General features: G+C 73.1%; 13 protein-coding genes. 8 read left to right on the top strand and 5 right to left on the bottom strand.

Translation table 11 applies throughout. The features are described from left to right. Positions 1–3: 3 nt before the first annotated feature. Positions 4–1,779, bottom strand: coding sequence for an endonuclease/exonuclease/phosphatase family protein (locus ACIBHY_RS32870; protein ID WP_397308733.1), 1,776 nt, complete (start codon positions 1,777–1,779; stop codon positions 4–6). Positions 1,780–1,868: 89 nt separating this feature from the next. Here ACIBHY_RS32870 and ACIBHY_RS32865 point away from each other — a divergent pair, with 89 nt between their 5' ends. Next, positions 1,869–3,047, top strand: a complete 1,179-nt coding sequence (locus ACIBHY_RS32865) for an ROK family protein (protein WP_397249137.1) — start codon at positions 1,869–1,871, stop codon at positions 3,045–3,047. On the opposite strand, the gene ACIBHY_RS32860 is transcribed toward ACIBHY_RS32865, so the two are convergent. Further along, positions 3,037–4,545: a glycoside hydrolase family 3 protein gene (locus tag ACIBHY_RS32860; protein WP_397248420.1), complete on the bottom strand. Its 1,509-nt coding sequence runs from the start codon at positions 4,543–4,545 to the stop codon at positions 3,037–3,039. The two genes, ACIBHY_RS32865 and ACIBHY_RS32860, sit on opposite strands and share 11 nt — an antisense overlap. A 114-nt stretch (positions 4,546–4,659) precedes the next feature. Here ACIBHY_RS32860 and ACIBHY_RS32855 point away from each other — a divergent pair, with 114 nt between their 5' ends. From ACIBHY_RS32855 to ACIBHY_RS32825, 7 genes are read left to right on the top strand one after another with little or no spacing between them, the layout of a single operon-like run. Next, on the top strand, positions 4,660–8,769 hold the full coding sequence (locus ACIBHY_RS32855) for a thioester reductase domain-containing protein (protein ID WP_397308732.1): 4,110 nt from the start codon (positions 4,660–4,662) through the stop codon (positions 8,767–8,769). After that, positions 8,762–10,072: an MFS transporter gene (locus ACIBHY_RS32850; protein WP_397248424.1), complete on the top strand. Its 1,311-nt coding sequence runs from the start codon at positions 8,762–8,764 to the stop codon at positions 10,070–10,072. Before ACIBHY_RS32855 ends, ACIBHY_RS32850 begins: the two co-directional genes overlap by 8 nt. 43 nt (positions 10,073–10,115) lie before the next feature. After that, positions 10,116–11,099, top strand: coding sequence for a methyltransferase (locus tag ACIBHY_RS32845; RefSeq protein ID WP_397248426.1), 984 nt, complete (start codon positions 10,116–10,118; stop codon positions 11,097–11,099). Next, positions 11,096–12,325, top strand: coding sequence for an FAD-dependent oxidoreductase (locus ACIBHY_RS32840; RefSeq protein WP_397308731.1), 1,230 nt, complete (start codon positions 11,096–11,098; stop codon positions 12,323–12,325). The genes ACIBHY_RS32845 and ACIBHY_RS32840 overlap by 4 nt, the downstream gene beginning before the upstream one ends. Positions 12,326–12,328: 3 nt before the next feature. Continuing rightward, the gene (locus ACIBHY_RS32835) at positions 12,329–12,982 is read left to right on the top strand and encodes a DUF6875 domain-containing protein (protein ID WP_397248430.1); all 654 of its coding nucleotides are present in this window, start codon (positions 12,329–12,331) and stop codon (positions 12,980–12,982) included. A gap of 24 nt (positions 12,983–13,006) precedes the next feature. After that, a complete protein-coding gene (locus ACIBHY_RS32830) occupies positions 13,007–14,140 on the top strand; it encodes a hypothetical protein (protein ID WP_397308730.1) in 1,134 nt (377 codons plus the stop codon). After that, entirely contained in the window at positions 14,140–14,853 is a 714-nt protein-coding gene (locus ACIBHY_RS32825) for a PIG-L family deacetylase (protein WP_397248434.1), read from the top strand. Before ACIBHY_RS32830 ends, ACIBHY_RS32825 begins: the two co-directional genes overlap by 1 nt. Before the next feature lie 388 nt (positions 14,854–15,241). Here the strand turns inward: ACIBHY_RS32825 and ACIBHY_RS32820 are convergent, their stop codons facing one another. From ACIBHY_RS32820 to ACIBHY_RS32810, 3 genes are read right to left on the bottom strand one after another with little or no spacing between them, the layout of a single operon-like run. Beyond that, on the bottom strand, positions 15,242–17,071 hold the full coding sequence (locus ACIBHY_RS32820; protein WP_397308729.1) for a N,N-dimethylformamidase beta subunit family domain-containing protein: 1,830 nt from the start codon (positions 17,069–17,071) through the stop codon (positions 15,242–15,244). After that, entirely contained in the window at positions 17,068–18,330 is a 1,263-nt protein-coding gene (locus tag ACIBHY_RS32815; protein WP_397248439.1) for a condensation domain-containing protein, read from the bottom strand. Before ACIBHY_RS32815 ends, ACIBHY_RS32820 begins: the two co-directional genes overlap by 4 nt. Next, a complete protein-coding gene (locus ACIBHY_RS32810; RefSeq protein ID WP_379625479.1) occupies positions 18,327–18,563 on the bottom strand; it encodes an acyl carrier protein in 237 nt (78 codons plus the stop codon). The genes ACIBHY_RS32815 and ACIBHY_RS32810 overlap by 4 nt, the downstream gene beginning before the upstream one ends. Positions 18,564–18,591 lie beyond the last annotated feature (28 nt).

The following is an 18,591-nucleotide window of genomic DNA, read 5'->3' as shown; positions in this document are numbered from 1 at the left end:
CGATTATCCCTGGTGGTCAACACTGGTTATGCGCAGGACCACCAAAACGGGCAGGTGGTCGGAGTGCGGCAGGGGCGGCACCTCCGCCGACACGACCGTGAGACCGTCGCTGACGAGCACGTGGTCGATGCGTTCCTTCGGCGCGTCGGCCGGTGAGGTGGGCGGGTCGCCGAGCGCGACCAGCGGGTCCGTCAGGCCCGCCGACTCCAGCACACGCATGCCCGGGTCGCCGCGCCGGAGGTTGAGGTCTCCGGCCAGGACCACGGGCCGCCCGCCCGCGCGCAGGCCGCGGACGATGGCCGCCACCTCGGGCGCCTGGCCTTCGGGCGCCTGCAGGTGGGTGTTGACGACGCCCACCTCCTTGCCGCCCACCTCGACCGTGAACGTCTGGGCCTGGGCGCCGGTGGGGTAGTCGTGCCCGCCCAGCTTGTGCGAGGTCAGCGCGCCGACGGGCAGGTTGGTCAGGAGAGCGTCGCCCCACAGCTCGTCGGCTGCCGGGGCGAAGTAGTAGCTCATGCCGAGGCCGCGGGCGATGCGGGCCAGGTCGTCGTGGCCGCCGTTGAGCAGCCAGCCGCGATCCACCTCGCTGAGCAGGACGATGTCGGGCTTGCGCGCGACGGCCCAGGAGGCGATCCGGTCGAGCGAGAGGCGGCCGTCGAGGCCGAAGCCCATGCGGATGTTGTAGGCGATGAGCTTGAGCGTGTCACCCTGCTTGGCCTGTACGGCCGGCTCCGGCTGGTAGGCCGTCGCGCCCGCCAGCAGCGCCACCACGACCGCGGCGGCGCTGAGCGGCCAGATGCGGCCGAGGGCGTAAGGCGGCGGACGGTGCCGGAAATATGCCGACAATGCCACGCCGGCGATCAGCAGGCCCGCCACGACGGGCACGACCCGGTTGGGGAAGCCCAGGTTCATGTCGTAGGCGGCGTAGTAGACGAACAACCCCACGAAGAACACGAGCCCGCCGCTCAGCACGGCCGCGCCGGGCCGCCTGGACGGGCCGCCGGGCACCGCCATCAGCACGGCGGCGCCGGCCACGACGGCCCAAGGCTGCAGGAACACCGTGCCCGCCACGCACAACACGCCGAAGGCGATCGCGCTCCAGGACGAGCGCGGCGGCCGGGTGGCCAGGTAGGGGGAGAAGACCAGCGCCAGCACCACGGGCATCACCCACAGCCAGCCGCCGCCCGGACCCGAGCCGGTACGTTGCGCGGTGGCCGACATGCCGGCGACCAGCATCACCGGGCCCGCCAGGAACCACACCGACCACGGGGCCGGATCGGCGTCCGAAGGGCGGAAGCTCCAGGTCAGGGCTAGGAACGCGGCGCACAGCGTGGCGGTCGCCAGCCAGGCGACCGGGCCGTCGCGCCAGACCAGGTCGACGCCGTCCAGCAGGAAGTGGACGGTGAACGACAGGGCCAGGCCGCCCATGACGCCGGGGGCGGCCCAGGATCTGGGCATGGTGCGGGCGCTGCCGTACAGGAAGACGAGACCGGCGCTGACGCCCGCCGAGGCGACGTAGAGCTGCGAGATCTCGGCCTGGAGCAGCAGGCGGGCCAGCACGAGCGCGACCGCGCCACCCGCGAGAGCCCACCTCGGCCTGACCAGAACGGCGAGGAAGGGCAGAATGAACCATACGGCGGCGTAGAGTCCCATCAGCTCGGGTGGCGTCTCGCCCGCGCGGCCGAAGAGCGTGATCAACGAGGGCAGGAAGACACGCAGCACATCGAAGAGCAAAGTGACGCCCAGCCCGAGCAGGAGCGGGCCGCGGGGGATGGTCATGAGCCATCCTCGTGTTCGCCTGCGATGATTCGCAAGAGCTGGAGCGCTAAACTTCCAACAACCTTGACTGAATGACGGTGGGATACAGCGTGGAGCGACGTCCTGGTGTGCCCAGGTTGCTGAGAGAGATCAACGACCGGGCCGCGCTCGACCTGTTGCTGGCCACCGGCCCCATGACGCGGGGCCAGATCGGCGATCTGACGGGGTTGTCCAAGGTGACGGCCTCGCAGACGCTCTCCAGACTGGAGGAGCGGGGGCTGGTCGAGGTCGTCGGCACGCAGGGCGGCGGGCGCGGGCCCAATGCCGCCCTTTACTCGGTGGTGTCCTCAAGCGCGTTCGTGGCGGGGCTGGAGGTCGGGCCGGAGCTCATCTCCACCGTGATCGCCGACATCCACGGCCGCACGATCGCGGAGGTCAGCGTCGACCCCAACGGCCACGACGACCCCGTGCCGGTCGTGCACGGCGCGATCGTCAAGGCCTGCCGCAGCGCGAAGGTCAGCCTGGCCAAGCTGCGCGGCGTCGTGATCGGCACGCCCGGCGTGGTCGACCCGCGCAGCGGCGACGTGCGCTTCTCCTTCGACCTGCCCGGCTGGCACGAGGGCATCCACGAGGCGCTGGCCGGCGACCTCAAGCGCGAGGTCACGATCGAGAACGACGTCAACCTCGCCGCTATCGCCGAGCGTTCCGACGGCGCGGCGCAGGGCATCGACGACTTCGTGCTGCTGTGGGCCAGCCGCGGCCTCGGCCTCGCGGTCATGCTCGGCGGCAAGCTCCACCGCGGCCGCTCGGGCAGCGCGGGCGAGATCGGCTACCTCGCCGTGCCGGGCGTGCCGCTGCCCCAGGACATCCACGCCGTGCCCGGCCGCCTGCCCACGCTGGCGGGCGGCCTGCAGTCGCTCGTCAGCGCCGAAGTGGTCGCCGAGCTCGCCAAGGGGTACGGCTTCGCCGCCGCCTCGGCCGGCGAGGCGGTCCGGGTGGCCGTGGCGGCGGGGGAGCGGGGCGACCCGCTGCTCGACGAGCTGGCCCATCGCCTGGCCCTCGGCGTGGCGGCCGTGTGCGTGATCCTCGACCCGGGGCTGGTGGTGCTGGCCGGCGAGGTGGGCCACGCGGGCGGCGCGGCCCTGACCTCGCGGGTGGAGGAGGCGGTGGCGCGGATCTGCCCCGTCCGGCCGCAGGTCGTCACCAGCACGATGGAGCAGAACCCGGTGCTGCGTGGCGCGGTGCTGGCCGCGCTCGACCAGGCCAGGGAGGAACTGCTCAGTTCCTGAGCAGGTTCGCCAGGGCCTCGGCGGCGACCTCGCAGCACAGCGTGGTCCCGCCGGACGTCGCCACGTGCACGGCGCCTGGCACCTGCTCGCCCGGCACGCCGAGCTCGGCCACGACGGCGTCGGGGACGCGGGCCAGGACGCGGTCGGCCGCGCCGGTCAGGTGGGCGTGGCGGTAGGCGGTCCTGAGGACGATCACCAGGGGGCGCCCGGCGCCCGCGCGCACCGCCTCGTCCAGCTCGGCGGCGCCCGGGGCGCTCAGCCGCAGCACGGTGGTGCCGGGGAGCAGGCGGGACAGGGGGACGCCCAGGCCCCAGGGGGTGACCGGGTCGATGGCGAGGTTGGTGGGGGCGTCCAGCTCGATCACGTGCGGCGGGCCCGATCCGGCGGGCGGACGCCGGACGCTCACGCGCAGCGCGCGTCGCGCGGCGGCCTCCGAGCCGTCGTCGCCGGGCAGCCGGGGGAAGGGGTCGCGGTGGCGGGCGGCCCACGCGGAGACGGACCGGACGCGGGCGGCGGCCTCGGCCAGGCGCTCCTCGGGCAGGGTGCCGTCGTTGACGGCGGCCATGATGCTGTTGCGCAGGAGCCCGACCACGCCGGGCGTGGCGTTCTCCCCGCCCACGCAGAGCGCGTCGGCCCCGGCGGCCAGCGCCCGTACGGCGGTGCCCCCGAGCCCGTACGCGGCCGAGACGGCGGGCATCTCGATGCCGTCGGTGACGATCAGGCCCTCGAAGCCCAGTTCCTCGCGGAGCAGCCGCATCATGATGGGCGCGCTGACCGTGGCAGGGGCGCCGGCGTCGTACGCGGGCACCAGCAGGTGGCCCGTCATGATCGCCTTGACGCCCGCGGCGATGACGGCCCTATAGGGGACGAGGGCGGTGACGGCGAGTTCCTCGGCGGGCAGCTCGACGGTGGGCAGCGCGTCATGGGAGTCGACGGCGGTGGCGCCGTGGCCGGGAAAGTGCTTGGCGCACCCGGCCACGCCCGCCGCCTGCAGGCCGGTGACCCAGGCCGCGGCGTGCCGGGCGACGAGCTCGGGGTCGGCGCCGAAGGCGCGGGTGCCGACCACGGGGTTGTCCAGGCCCGCGTCGATGTCCACGACCGGCGCGTAGTTGAGGTTCACGCCCGCGCGCGCGAGGTCGCGCCCGATGCCCTGGGCGACGCCCCGGGTCAGCACGAGGTCGTCGGCCGCGCCGAGCGCCAGGTTGCCGGGCCGCGAGCTGCCGGTGAAGGCCTCCAGGCGGGTGACGTCGCCGCCTTCCTCGTCGAGCGCGAGGATCACGTCCGGATTCTCCGCCCGGATTGCCGCCGTAAGTGCCTCTATCTGTCCTTTTTCTACCAAATTTCGCGAATAGAGGGCGATGCCGCCTAAGCCGGTCGCAAGGCGTTTGCGGACCCAATCGGGCAGAGTCGTGCCCTTGAATCCGGGTTGCAGCACGGCGTCGGCAAGCCCGGCCAGCGCGGAACTCTCGGCGTTCCGCGAGCTCACCCATGACGTCATGCCAAGTCCTTGTCTGTGGTCATCACCTGTGTATAGCATCAAACTCGGCTAATAAATAGGAAAGTTTCCTAAGAGTTTGTGAACCTCCCAAATGGTGCTCAAGGAGAGGTCTTCATGCACAGTGCGGTCATGTCGAGGGCGCAGGAGCGCCTGTGGTTCCTCGACCGCCTCTCCAGCGGAGGTTCGTCCTACAACATCGCCGTCGCGGAGCGGCTGACCGGCCCCCTGAACGTCGCCGCCCTGGAGCGTGCCTTCACCGACCTGGCCACCCGCCACGAGGCGCTGCGAACCGTCTTTCCCGAGGCAGAGGGCGTCCCCTCCGCCGTGGTGCGCCCCGCCGCCCCCGTCCCCGTCGAACTGCTCGACGCCACCGAGGCCGACCTGCCCGCCCTGCTGTCCGAACGCTCCAACCGCCCCTTCGACCTGGCCGCGGGCCCGCTGGCCAGAGTGAGCCTGCTGCGCGTCGGCGAGCGGGAGCACGTGCTGGTGTTCGTGCTGCACCACATCATCGGCGACGCCTGGTCGCTGGAGCGGATCCTGTTCCCCGAGCTGTCGGCCCTGTACGCGGCCCACGCCTCGGGCGGACCGGCGCCGGAGCTGCCGGTGGCGCCGCCGTACTCGGACTATGCCCGGCGCCAGCGCGAGCAGGACCACGGCGCGCACCTCGACTTCTGGACCGCCGACCTGGGCGGCGTGCCCGCGCTGGACCTGCCCGCCGACCACTCGCGCCCGGCCGCGCCGACCGGCGCCGGCGACCTGGTCATCCACCGCATGCCCGCCGAGCTCTGGACGCGGGTGACGGCGCTGGCCAGGGCCGAGCGGTGCACACCCTTCATGGTGCTGCTGGCGGCCTTCCAGACTCTGCTGGCCCGGTACTCGGGTCAGGAGGACTTCTGCGTCGGCATCCCCGTCGCCGGGCGCGAGGACGTCGACTTCGAGCAGGTCTTCGGCCCGTTCGTGAACACGCTCGCGCTGCGCGCCGACCTGGCCGGCGACCCGACCGTGCGCGACCTGATCAAGCGGGTGCGCCGCAGGGTGCTGAAGTCGTTCGCGCACCGGGAGGTGCCCTTCGACGAGGTGGTCGCCGCGTTACGCCGGCAGGGCGAGGACGGCACCCTCATCCAGGCCATGCTCAACCTCGACAACCCGGACGAAGGACTGACGGACGGCACTGGCAGCCTCACGCTCGCCGGGCTGGAGCGCACCCCGGTCATCTCGGGGCTGGCCCCTGCCAAGTTCGACCTGGCCGTCGACGTCGTCGTCTACGAGAGCCACCTGCAGTTCATGCTCACCTACGGCAGCGAGCTGTTCGAACCCGCCACCGTCGAGCGGATGGCCGCGCACCTGCGGCGGCTGCTGGAGGAGATGGTGGAGCGGCCCGGCGAGCGGCTGAGCGAGCTGCGGATGCTCACCGCCGCCGAACTGGCGCTGGTGCTGCCCGACCGGCTCGACGGGCTCATCGCCCAGCAGGTCGCCCGCACCCCCGACGCGCCGGCCGTGGTGACCGAGGAGAGCCTGCTGTCGTACGCCGAGCTCGACCGGCGGGCCGGCCTGCTGGCGGAGGAACTCGCCGTCGCGCCGGGAGAGCTGGTCGGTATCAGGATGCGCGCCGGGCCCGAGGCGATCGTGGCGCTGCTGGCCGTGCTCAAGGCGGGCGCGGCGTACGTGCCGGTCGATCCGGCCCAGCCGGAGGCCAGGACCCGGCTCATGCTGGACGGCTGCGCCGCGGTGATCTCCGAGACGGGCGTGGAGCGGCTGCCCGGCGGCGCGAGCGAACCCGGCGCCGCCTACGTGATCTACACCTCCGGCTCGACCGGCACGCCCAAGGGCGTCGTCGTCGAGCACCGCACCGCCGCGCGCCTGGCCATGTCCTTCCGTGACGCGCACGGCTTCGGCCCCGGCCAGCGCGTGCTCATGGTGCCGCCGCTGAGCTTCGACGCCTCGGTCGGCGACATCTTCCCCGCGCTGGTCAGCGGCGCCGCGCTCGTCCTGCACCCCGACCCCGCCTCGCTCGGCGGCCCCGCGGTGCTCGCGCTGTGCGAACGGCTCGGCATCACCATGGTCGACACCGCCAGCGCCCTGTGGCAGCAGTGGGTGGAGGACCTGACCGGCCACGGCCCCGTGAACACCGGCCCGCTCACCACCATGATGGTCGGCGGCGAGAGCGTCCCGCTGGACCGGCTGCGCGCGTGGGCCACGCTCACCGGCGGCCGGGTCGCCTTCTACAACCACTACGGACCCACCGAGGCCACGGTCTGCGCGACCGTCTACCGGACCGTCGACGGGGGTGAGCTCACCGGCCGCACCCATCTGCCGATCGGCACGGCTCTGCCGCACGTGCGCGCGTACGTGCTGGACCGGCACGGCCGGCCCACGCCGGTCGGCGTGCCGGGCGAGCTCCACCTGGGCGGCGAGTGCGTGGCCCGCGGCTACCTCGGACGCCCCGAGCAGACCGCCGCCCGCTTCCAGCCCGACCCGTTCCTGCCCGGCGCCACCATGTACGCCACCGGCGACCTCGTCCGCCGCCACGCCGACGGCACGCTCGACTTCCTCGGCCGCACCGACCGCCAGCTCAAGATCAACGGCGTCCGGATCGAACCCGGCGAGGTCGAGAGCGCCTGCCTCGCCCACTCCGGCGTCCGCGAGGCGGTGGTGACCGCCGCGGGCGGCCGGCTGGTCGCCTACCTGACCGGCAACCCGCCCTCCACCGCCGACTTACGCGCCTTCCTCGCCGACCGGCTGCCACCCGCCATGGTGCCCGCCGCCGCCGTCGCGCTGGACGCCCTGCCGCTCACCGCGCACGGCAAGATCGACTTCCGCGCGCTGCCCCAGCCCGAGATCGCCGCCGTCGCCTACGAGAGCCCGCGCACCCCCACCGAGGAGACCGTCGCCGCCGTCTGGGAGGAGGTGCTCGGTGTCCGCGCCGGCCGCCGCGACAACTTCTTCGACCTCGGCGGCCACTCCCTGCTCACCCCGCGCACCGTCACCCGCCTCGCCGACGCCACCGGCGTCCGCGTCGAACTGCCCGTCTTCTTCGCCTGCGCCGACCTGGCCGAGCTCGCCGCCGCCCTCGACGGCCACGCCCCCGCCACCGCCCCGCCCGGCCTGTACGGCGACGCCGTCCTGCCGGCCGACTACGCCGTGGTCCCCGCCCGCCCCCGCCGCGAACCCGGCCGGGTCCTGCTCACCGGCGCCACCGGCTTCCTCGGCGCCCACCTCCTCGCCGATCTGCTGACCCGCTCGACGGCGACCGTCCACTGCCTGGTCAGGGGCGCCGCCCCCGCCGACCGCCTGCGCCGCAACCTCGAAGCGCACGGCCTGTGGCAGGAGGAGTTCACCGACAGGATCGTCCCCGAACCCGGTGATCTGGCCACCGGGCCGATCATGCCCGCCCGCGAGATGGACCTGATCCTGCACAACGGCGGCGCCGTCGACTTCACCCGCCCCTACGCCCGGCTCAAGGCCGCCAACGTGGACGGCACGCTGGCGATCCTGCGCCTGGCCGCCCGCTCGGCCACGCCCGTGCACCTGGTCTCCACGCTCGGCGTCTACCTGGCGCCGGGGGAGCGGGTGGTGCGTGAGGGCGACCTGCTGCCCGACCCCGAACACCTGCACCTCGGCTACGACCAGAGCAAGTGGGTGGCCGACCGGCTGGCCGCCGCGGCCAGGGAGGCGGGGCTGCCGGTGGCGATCCACCGGCCGGCGCGGATCTCGGGCGACAGCCGTACCGGGAAGGTGCCCAAGAACGACTTCCTGGCCAGGTTCCTGGCCACGTGCGCGCTGCTCGGCACGGTTCCCGACGGCGAACATCTCGACATGGCCCCCGTGGACCATGTCGCGGCGGCCATCGGCCACCTGGCCAGGAGCGGAGCCGAAGGCGACTTCCACTACTACAACCCGGGCACGCTCAGCTCGGCCCAGCTCGCGGACGGCATGGTCGCGCACGGCGTCGCCGTGGCCCTGTCACCCGCGTCGGAGTGGCGGGCGGAGGTGCGCGAGCGGCTGGAGAAGGGCGAGGAACTGCCGGTCGCCGCCTTCCCCGCCTACTTCGCCGAGTACGGCGACGAGCACGGGGACGAACACCGCCCGCGCTTCGACTGCTCGGCCACCGAGGCCAGGCTCGCCCAGGCGGGGCTGGTGTGCCCGCCCGCGCCCGCCCTGCTCGACGCCTACCTCGACGACCTGATCGACTCCGGAACACTCCCGGGAGGATGTCGTGCCTAGGACCTTCGTCATCATCTGGTCCTCCCAGCTGCTGTCGATCATCACCTCCAGCATCACCGGCTTCGTGCTGGGTGTCTGGGTCTTCCAGCAGACCGGCTCCGCCACCCAGTTCGTCACGATCACGCTCTGCGCGATCCTGCCGGAGGTGGTCTTCGCGCCGCTGGTCGGCTCGCTGGCCGACCGCTGGGACCGGCGCAAGCTCATGATGGGCGCCGACCTGGGCGCCGCGCTGACCACCGGCGCCCTGGCGGTGCTGCTGGCCACCGGCGGGCTGCAGGTCTGGCACATCTACCTCGTCACCGCCGTCGGCGCCGTCTTCGGCACCGCGCAGATGGCCGCCTACCACTCGATGATGCCCCTGCTGGTGCCGAAGGAACAGCTCGGCAGGGCCAACGGCATGATGCAGGTGGCCGACGCCGTCCGCATCGCCTCGCCGCTGCTGGCCGGCACGCTGCTGGTCGCCGTCGGACTCACCGGAGTGGTCGTCATCGACCTGGCGGCCTTCCTGATCTCCCGGGTGGTGCTCCACCTGGTGCCCCTGCCGAAGGCCGTGACCCGGCCCGGCGAGGGCAAACCGGCCGAGCCGTGGCTGCGCGACCTGGCCTTCGGCCTGTCCTACCTGCGAACCAGGCGAGGACTGTTCTGGCTGGTCGTCCTGCTCGCCGCCTACAACCTGTTCTTCGGCATCGCCGGCGTGCTCGTCCAGCCGCTCATCCTGTCCTTCGGCTCGGCCGCCGTGCTCGGCGTGCTCATGGCCGCGGGCGGCGGGGGGATCTTCGCCGGCGGGCTCGTGATGAGCGCCTGGGGCGGCCCGAAACAGCGGGTGCGCGGCATGCTCGTCTTCATGGTCGCGGGCGGCGTGCTGCTGGCCGCCCACAGCCTGAGCCCGTCGCCCTGGCTGATCGCCGTGGTCGCCCCCGCGTTCCTGTTCACGCTGCCGTTCGTGCAGGGGACCGGGATCACCGTCATCCAGCTCAAGACCGCGCCGAACGAGCTGGGCCGCGTGCTCAGCGCGGTCCGCATGGTCACCCAGGCCGCCACCGTCCTGACCTACCTGGCCGCGGGGCCGCTGGCCGACCGGGTCTTCGAGCCGATGCTCGCGCCCGGCGGCGCGCTGGCCGACAGCGTGGGGGCGCTGATCGGCACCGGTCCCGGCCGCGGGATCGCCTTCATCTTCTTGATCGCCGGGGCCGGGCTGCTCGTGCTCGCGCCTCTGGCCTACCTCCAGCCGCGCCTGCGCCGGGTGGAGACGGAACTGCCCGACATCGAGGAGCCCTCGGATGCCGCTCTATCTAGATCCTGACGTACTTCATTCCTTTCGTGATCTGAACCAAGGCCCTGGCGCCATGCTCGACCTGATCGGCGCCATGGCCTTCCGCGCGGCAGGGACCGCCCAGCGGCTCGGCCTCTTCGAGGTTCTGGGCGCCGGCCCGCAGTCCGCCGCGGGCGTGGCGGCGAAGCTCGGCCTGCCCGGTGAGCCTCTGACCGTTCTGCTCGACGCGCTCGTGGGCTTCGGCTACCTGCGCAAGTCGGGTGACCTCTATACGGCGGGCCCGCCCGCCAGCCCGTGGCTCGACCGCAACGCCGACGGCGGGTTCGCGCCCACCCTGGCCGTCTGGCACGACCTGCTCGGCGAGCTGTGGCAAGGGCTGGAGGACGCGGTCCGCACCGGGCGCCCGCCCGAGCCGTTCTACCCCTGGCTGGAGCGCAGCCCCGACCGGGTGCGCGACTTCCAGACGATGCTGGCGGGGCTGGCCGGAATGCTGGCCCCCGCGGTGGTCGAGGCGGCCCCGGAGATCGGCGGCAGCCTTCTCGACATCGGCGGCGGGCACGCGATCTACAGCATCGCCTTCTGCCGCGCCGCGCCCGAGCTGACCGCGACCGTCGTCGACCTGCCCGGCGCGCTCACGCAGGGCCGCGCCCACGTCGATGAGGCCGGGCTGGCCGAGCGGATCCAGCTCGTCCCCGGCGACCTGGCCGACCCCATCGACGGCAGCCACGACGCCGTGCTGCTGTTCAACGTCGTGCACGGCCTCGACCCCGAGGCCGGCGCCGACCTGGTCGCCCGTGCGGCCCGCGCGCTGCGGCCCGGCGGCGTCCTGCTCGTCCTGGAACCCTTCGCCGACCCGCCGGACGGCGCGAGGGCGCACGACACCGCCTTGCTGGGCGGCTTCAGCCTCAACCTCGCCGCCACCCAGGGCGGCCGTCTGTACACCTTCGACGAGGTCGCCGGCTGGGCCTCGGCGGCCGGGCTGAGCGGCGTCGAGCGCCTGCCGCTGTCGGCGCCGGGCACCGACGAACTGCTCGTGGCGCGGCGGGAGGCGCAGTGAAGATCGCGATCGTGGGGGCGGGGCCCGCGGGCAGCCTGCTCGCCTGCTACCTGGTCAGGCGCGGCCACCAGGTCGAAGTCTACGAACGCCGGCCGGACCCGCGCCGCTACGACGACGAAGAGGGCCGCTCGATCAACCTCGGCCTGTCGGCCCGCGGCATGCGGGCGCTCACCGACGTCGGGCTCATGGCCGAGATCCAGCCGCTGACCGTGCCCATGCGCGGCCGGGCCGTACACGCGCCCGACGGCAAGGTCGCCTTCCATCCCTACGGCAACCGCCAGACGGAGATCCTGCACTCGATCCGCCGCCGCGACCTGGTCATCAGCCTGGTCAACCAGGCCGACGCGGCCGGCGTGGCCTTCCACTTCGACACCACCCTGAGCGCCCTGCCGGAGGCGGACGCGGTCGTGGGCGCCGACGGCGCGTTCTCCACGGTCAGGACGCTCATGCACCGCGGCGCCCGCGCCGACTTCCGCCAGGAGTACCTGCCCTGGGGGTACAAAGAGCTGACCATCCCCAGGATGCCCAGCCACCACGAGGCGCTGCACGTGTGGCCCGGCGGCGACGACGGGCTCATCGTCACCCACCCGAACTTGGACGGCTCCGCCACCGCCACCCTCTTCCTGCCCTACGACAAGCTCGCCGCCATCACCGACCCGGAGGCGTTCTTCGCCGACCGCTTCCCCGACGCGCTCGCGCTCATCCCCGACCTGGCCAAGGAGTTCGCCGAGCGCCCCGTCGGCCATCTCGTCTCGATCCGCACCGCGCCGTGGCACCACGAGGGCCGGGTCGTGCTGATCGGTGACGCCGCCCACGCCGTCTACCCCTTCTACGGCCAGGGCATGAACTCCGCGCTCGAAGACTGCACCGTGCTCGACGCCTGCCTGGACGAGCATCCCGACGACCTGGCCGCCGCCTTCGCCGAGTTCGAGCACCGGCGCCGGCCGCACACCGACGTCCTGGACGAGCTGTCCAGGCAGAACTTCGTCGAGCTGCGCGAGCGGGTCCGCTCGCCGCTCCACCACGCGCGCAAGCGCGCCGATCTGACGTTGGCGAGGATCTTCCCCGGCCGCTGGGTTCCCCTCTACACCATGGTCTCCCACACCACCACGCCCTACGCGGACGCGCTCGCCAAGGCCAAGCGGCAGGACGCCGTCCTGCGCTGGGCCGCGGCGGGCGCCGCGGGACTCGCCGCCGTCGCCATGCTCGCCAGGAAGGTCCGCTAAACCATGCTCACGGATCCCACCGACCCCACTCGCGCGCTCATCGAAGTGGCCGACCTCGACGGGGACTCCGACCTGGTCAAGATGTACGGCAAGCCGCTGCGCGCCATCGTCGACTGGGCGCGCGCGTACCTGACCCGGCCCCATCCGTCCCTCGGCAGGAAAGGCCCCGTCTGCCCCTACGCCCAGACCTCCCTCGACCGGGGCACCTTCTACCTGGCCGTCTGCCCCGGCGAGCCGACCGTGGAGGAGCTGTCGGGCCTGCTGGCCGGATACCGCTCCTGGTTCCAGCGGCTGGTGGCGCCCGCCGGCGTCTCGCCGCAGTTCCGTACGATCCTGGTGCTGGTGCCCGACCTGCCCCACGCCCGCGCGGCCGACCTGATCGACGCCGCGCAGCTCCAGCTCAAGCAGGAGTACGTGGAGGCCGGGCTGATGATCGGCGAGTTCTACCCTGGGCCGCCGCCCAAGGCGGGACTCTGGAACCCCGACTTCAGGCCGCTCGGTAGCCCGGTGCCGCTGCTGGCGATCCGGCACATGGTCGCCAGCGACTTCCCGTTCCTCAAGGACGATCCCAAGCAGACCGCCGCCTACCTGGAGCGTTTCGGCGACCGCCCGCCGGCGGCGCTGCGCGAGGCCATCGCCGCGATCCGGCCCGGCTGACACCACTTCACGGGGGAAACCACCATGCTGCCTGTCCTGGCCGTCCTGCATGCCGAGGACGTCGCCCTGGAGTTCGTCTCCGTCCTGACCCGGCACCCGGACGACGATGTCCACGTGCTGGTCGGGGTGCCTGCCGCGGCGCTCGTCCTGCCGGGCGGACTGCCCTTGCGCGAGCGGCTCGGCCTGCTCGCGCCGTACGTCGAGCCCGGACGCAACACCGCCGCCCCGCCCACACCCGAGCAGGTGGCCGAAGCCCTGGCCGCCCTGCGCGCCCCGGTGGTGTGGACCCACTCGCCCGCCGACCACCGCATGCGGCGGGCGCGCCACGGATGGACCGTGGCGCGGAGCGCGGGCGCGGCGCTCTGCTCGGCGGGTGACAGCGCGCACCTGCAGGTGCTCGCCGACCAGGCCGCCGCGCTCACCCCGGCCGAGGCGGCCGCGAAGATCGATTTCGTGGTACGGCACGGCGCCGCGCTGCTGGCGAGCCGGGTGGCCGAGCGGCTGGTTACCACCGATCGGGTGCCCTCGGTGGAGCGGTTCTTCCGGGTGGACGCCGGGCAGGCCGACCGGCTCTACGCGCTCACGGCCAGCCTCGGGGAGGACGCCGCGCTGGCCGACGACCCGTGGGAGTTTCGCGGCTCGCCGTACGAGATGGCCCGTCTGGACGCCACGGCGGCGTGGGTGGCGCGCTGGTGCGTGCCGGAGGACGGGCCGGTGGTCGAGGTCGGCGCCTGCCAGGGGGCGCTGACCGCGCGGCTGCTGGCCAAGGGGTATGAGGTGCGCGCGGCCGAGCCCAATCCGCTCTTCCGCGACCGCCTGGAACGCGAGCACGGCGTGGCGGCGCTGCCCGACAGCCTGGAGGACCTGGCCGCGCACCGCCGCTGGCCGGCCAAGGTCTACCTGCTCGGCGAGATGCTGTACTACGGGCAGGACCTCGACGTGCTGCACGATCTGCCCGCGGAGGTCCTGCTCATCTCGCTGGCCGAGGAGCGCATGGCCGACACGATCTGGCCATGGGTGCGCGAGCAGGACGTCTGGCGGGTCGCCGAACGCCGCGAACTGGCCCCGCCCGCCCTCGAACAGGTCTGCGACGGCCTGGCCTACGTCCGAAAACGCGGCAGCCGGGGATTGGCGCTGACGCGAAACGGAGCCAGATAGTGAGCTTTCGCACGATTGTGCTCTCGCCACACTTCGACGACGCCGCGCTGTCGGTGTCGGGGCTGCTCAACGCGCTGCCCCGCCCGGCGGTGTTCGTGACCGTGTTCGGCGGCGCGCCGCCGAACGGCCGCGCGCCGTCGGCGTGGGAGCGGTTGTGCGGGTTCACCTCGGCCGCTGAGGCCGCCCGCGAGCGACGGGCCGAGGACGCCAGGGCGTGCGACCTGCTCGGCGTCGAGCAGCTCGTCCTGGACAACCCGGATCTGCCCGCCAACGGCGTACGGCTGGCCGGCCTGGCCGAATTCCTGCGCGCCCACGCCGGCGCGGCCACCAGGATCCTGATCCCGATGGGCATCGGCAACGCCGACCACGCCCAGGTACGCGACCAGGCGCTCGACACCCTGGCCGGGGCAGGGCTGCCCGCGCCGTGGATCTACGCCGACCTGCCGTACGCCTCGGTCGTGCCCGAGTGGGGCACCGAGGCGGCGGCGGGCGCGCTGGCCGAGCATCCCCGGGCGGGCGCGCCGATCAGGGCGTTGTCCTGTGCCATCGCGCCGTGCCGCGCGCCGTCGCTGAAGGGCGAGGCGTGGGTGGCCAAGCGCCGGGCGGTGCTGGCTTACGCCTCCCAACTGGCGCCGCTGGCCACCGATTTCGGGGAGGTGCTGGCGATGCCGGGGCCCCTTATGCACGAACTGGTCTGGGCGGCTCGCTTCTGACCTCGGTAATGCCAAGGCCTCAAGATACTTTCCACCGATCGTTCCCATGCGGATTTGGGCTTGAGGGGCTGCACGCCAAGAACGCACCAATACTCCCTTTATCTCCTTATATGTGACTTATGCGGTGTTAGCGTCGATTTGTCGGCATATAGGGGCTCCCGTCAGAGGGAGCTTGTTCATGAGGAGGGGAATCATGGCGAATGTCGGCTTCTCGACAGACTGGGATGGCTGGGGCCATGGCCACCGCCGTCGCCACAGGCGGAGGCGTCACCGTAGATGGCGCCGCTGGGGTGGCGGCTGCCGCAGGCGTTGGTGGGGAGGAGGGTGGTGGTGGTAACACACCCTGCCTGAGCACCCGGGAGCCGGCGGTTCTTACCGCCGGCTCCCGCTATGCCAGCGTCCCGATGTTCCTGAGCGGGCGCCGGCGCAGCGGCAGGCCGGGGCCGCCCGCGACGAGCAGCCCCGCATGGGCCGTCAGGACGGTGCCGGGGACCTCCAGCCCGTGCTCCTCCCACGCGCCTCCGGGCAGCATGGTCAGCAGCAGGCCGCGCTCGTCCACCGCGAACAGGCGCCCGTTCATCCCGCCGAGGCTGACGGCGCCGCCCGAGGATCCGGCCGGCTCCCATCCGGAGGATCCGAAGGGCTGGCGCCACAGCTCGCCGGTGGCGGTGGCCACGTAGAAGACGCAGTCGGCTATGGCCAGGCCCACGGGGTTCTCCGGGGCCGGGGCCAGGTCGAGCCAGGCCGTACCGGTGCCGTCGAGCTGCAGGAGGCGGCCCTCGGCGGAGACGCCGTAGAGGGCGACGCCGCGGCCGCCGGCGGCCTCCCTGGGAACCGCCAGGCCGCGGAGGTCGGCGGTGGCGGCGGTGGCGGCCCAGGGCAGGTTCTGGCCGCACAGCTCGCGTCTCAGGAGCCTGCCGCCTGCTCCCGCCGCGTACAGGGTGCGGCCGAACACGGCCATCGCCCGCAGGTCGGCGCTCGGGCCGATGACCTCCCACCGCTCGCTCTCCTCGGCGGAGAAGCGGTCGATGACGTTTCTGGTGATGCGCTCGACGACCGGGTCGTGCAGCGTGTTGCCCCAGTTGACGGTGGCCGCGGTGAAGACCTGGCCGAGACCGCTGGTGAAGACGCCCATGGTGGCCATGCCGCCCTGGCCGTAGGAGGCCCAGTGGCGCAGGTCGGCGGTGGCCAGCACGACGAACGAGGCCGGCGTGCCGTCCCGTGCGGTCGCCCGCGGCACCCCGCCCACCTCCTCGAACTCGGCCGCGTCGGTCTCGTAGCCCAGGCAGCCCCGCCCGAACTCGTCCCCGTCGGTCAGCCCGGTCCCCTCGAAGACCCAGTGCGAGGCGAAGCGCGCCGTGTAGGACTCCTCCAGCATGCGCGGCATGTACGGCCCCCACGTCCCCGCCCCGGCACGGAAACTGACGCCGGTCAGGGAGTTCTCCGGACGGCCGGCGGCCGACCACTCCACCGTGGCCAGGCGCGGATCGGCGACCGGGTCGGCGATGGCGTCCCGGTGGCAGACCATGGTCCGCCCGCCGTCCTCCAGCCGGATCTGCCACCACGCGGTGTTGCCGGCGAAGAAGGCGACGTTGCCGCCCAGGCGGACGAACTCCTCGACGGCGTCGCGCATGCCGGCCGTCCAGTACTCGTCGTGGCCGTTCACCACGAGCACGCGGTGGCGGGTCAGCAGGTCGAGCCCGTCGTGCAGGTCCAGGTTGGAGCAGAACGCCACGTCGTAGCCGGCCGGGCGCAGCCAGCGCAGCATGCCCTGCTCCCAGCGTTCGGGGGAGGGGCCGACGCCGGGGCGGTCGAAGCTGACCCTGGCGGCCCGGTGCGGGGACTCGGTCCAGTAGACGCCCTCGCCGGGCACGCCGGACCTGTTGTACGCCTGCCAGGTGGTGAACGGCAGGCTGACCAGGATCGGGGACGTCGCGACGGCTTGCCGTACGACGAAGTAGACCTCGTTGTCGGGGCAGGGACGCCCGCCCGGCAGGCTTTGCGGCCAGGGGATCTCGGCGCCGAACCGGGCCCGGTAGAGGGAGCTGGGCCAGTCGGCGCCGATCTCCAGCTTCCAGTCGCGCGTGGCCGTGCCGGAGAAGAGGACGCGCTCGTCGGCGACGTCGGCGACCTCGACGCCGGCGGGCGCGGAGAGCGTGAACCGCAGTGAGGACCCCTGCTCGCAGGAGGTGGCGGCTGCGTAGGCGCTGACGGTCATCGGCGGGCCGTCTCGACGAGCAGGGACTCCAGGTCCAGCAGGTAGCGCTCCATGGCGGGGCGCGGCAGGTAGCGGGTGTCGGCGGTCAGCGAGACGCCCTCGCCGGTCACGTGCACGCAGAACCTGCAGTTGAGCATGTCCTGGCTCATCGGCCACTCCAGCGCGCTGTCCTCCAGCGCCTTGTCGAGTTCGGCTGCCGAGCAGGGCGCGGGGCCCGGGTCGGCCAGGCGCATGTCGTTGAAGCAGCAGTTGGGGTGGACGGGTTCGCCCCTGCGCTCGCTCTCGGCGGCGACCACGCGCGCCCGGTCAGCGGGGTCGTGGTAGGCGGAGCGGTAGGCGCGCATCGCGGCGGGTCCCGCGGCGCTCAGCACGTCGGTGAACTCGCCGCTCACGTCCAGCGTGAACAGGCCCTCCTGGGAGAGCGTGCTGACGATGCCCAGGCTGTCGCGGCGGAAGCGGTTGGCCACGATGGGCAGCATCGCGCAGGTGTCGTGGCCGGAGTGCCGGCCGGCGAGCTGGGCGGTGGCGGCCAGCAGGACGGTCGAGGTGGAGGTGTGCCGGGCGTACGCGATCGCGCGGACGGCCAGGCCCAGCGCGGGGGAGCGGAGCATCGCCCGCCAGATGGGCGGCGTGCTCGTCTCGCCGCCCGGCTCGGCGAACATCGTGGCGGGCGCGCGGTGGTGCTCCTCCGCCCAGTGCGCGGCGGCCGCTTCGGCGACCCGGCGGCCTTCGGCGCCGCCCTGCCAGCGGGCCAGTTCGAGCGGCTGCGGGGCGCGGGACCCGGCCACGTGGCCGCGCAGGATCAGCGCGCGCAGGTCGCGGACGGCGATTTCGGCGCCGATCCCGTCGGCGGCGAGGTGACAGAAGACCAGCACCGCGTGGGTGACCGCGTCGCCGTCGGCCACGAGCGCGACGCGCAGCGGCCACTCGGCGGAGTAGTCGAACCGGGTGGCGGCCAGGTCGTCCAGCACTTTGCCCGGGTCGCCCTCGACGACCTCGACGGGCAGGCCGCCCTTGGCGAAGAGCCGTTGCTCGGCCCGGTCGCCGAGGCGGGTGCGCAGGGCGCCGTGCCGTTCCACCAGAGCGCCCAGCGCGCTCGTGACCTCGGCGGCCGAGCGCCGGCCCGGCACCTTGAGCACCCGGCCGAAGTTGAAGTAGTGGTCGTCGGGGGCGGTGCGCTGGATCGCCTCCCAGATCGCACGCTGCCCCCAGGTCAGCGGCGCCGTGCCCGAGTCGCGCGCGGCGAAGTCGGCGCTCATCGCGCGGCCAGCCGCCCGGCCAGCGCGTCGAGGTCGTCGAGCAGCGCCACGCCCTCGTCGGTGAGGTCGATCTCGACGCCGAACTCCGACTCGATCGCGTCGATCAGGCGTAACTGCGCGATGGAGGTGAGTCCGAGCGCGCTGAGCGGTACTCCCGCCGTCAGCGCCTCCCGGGCGCTGATCTCACCGTCGGACGACTCCGCGACGAGCTCGGCGAGTCTTTCCTTGATCATCACTTGCCCGGCCTCCTGGATGGAGAGC

The sequence above is a fragment of the Nonomuraea sp. NPDC050547 genome (assembly GCF_044457345.1).
Taxonomy (GTDB): Bacteria; Actinomycetota; Actinomycetes; order Streptosporangiales; family Streptosporangiaceae; genus Nonomuraea.
This window is presented reverse-complemented; position numbering and strand designations above follow the sequence as displayed.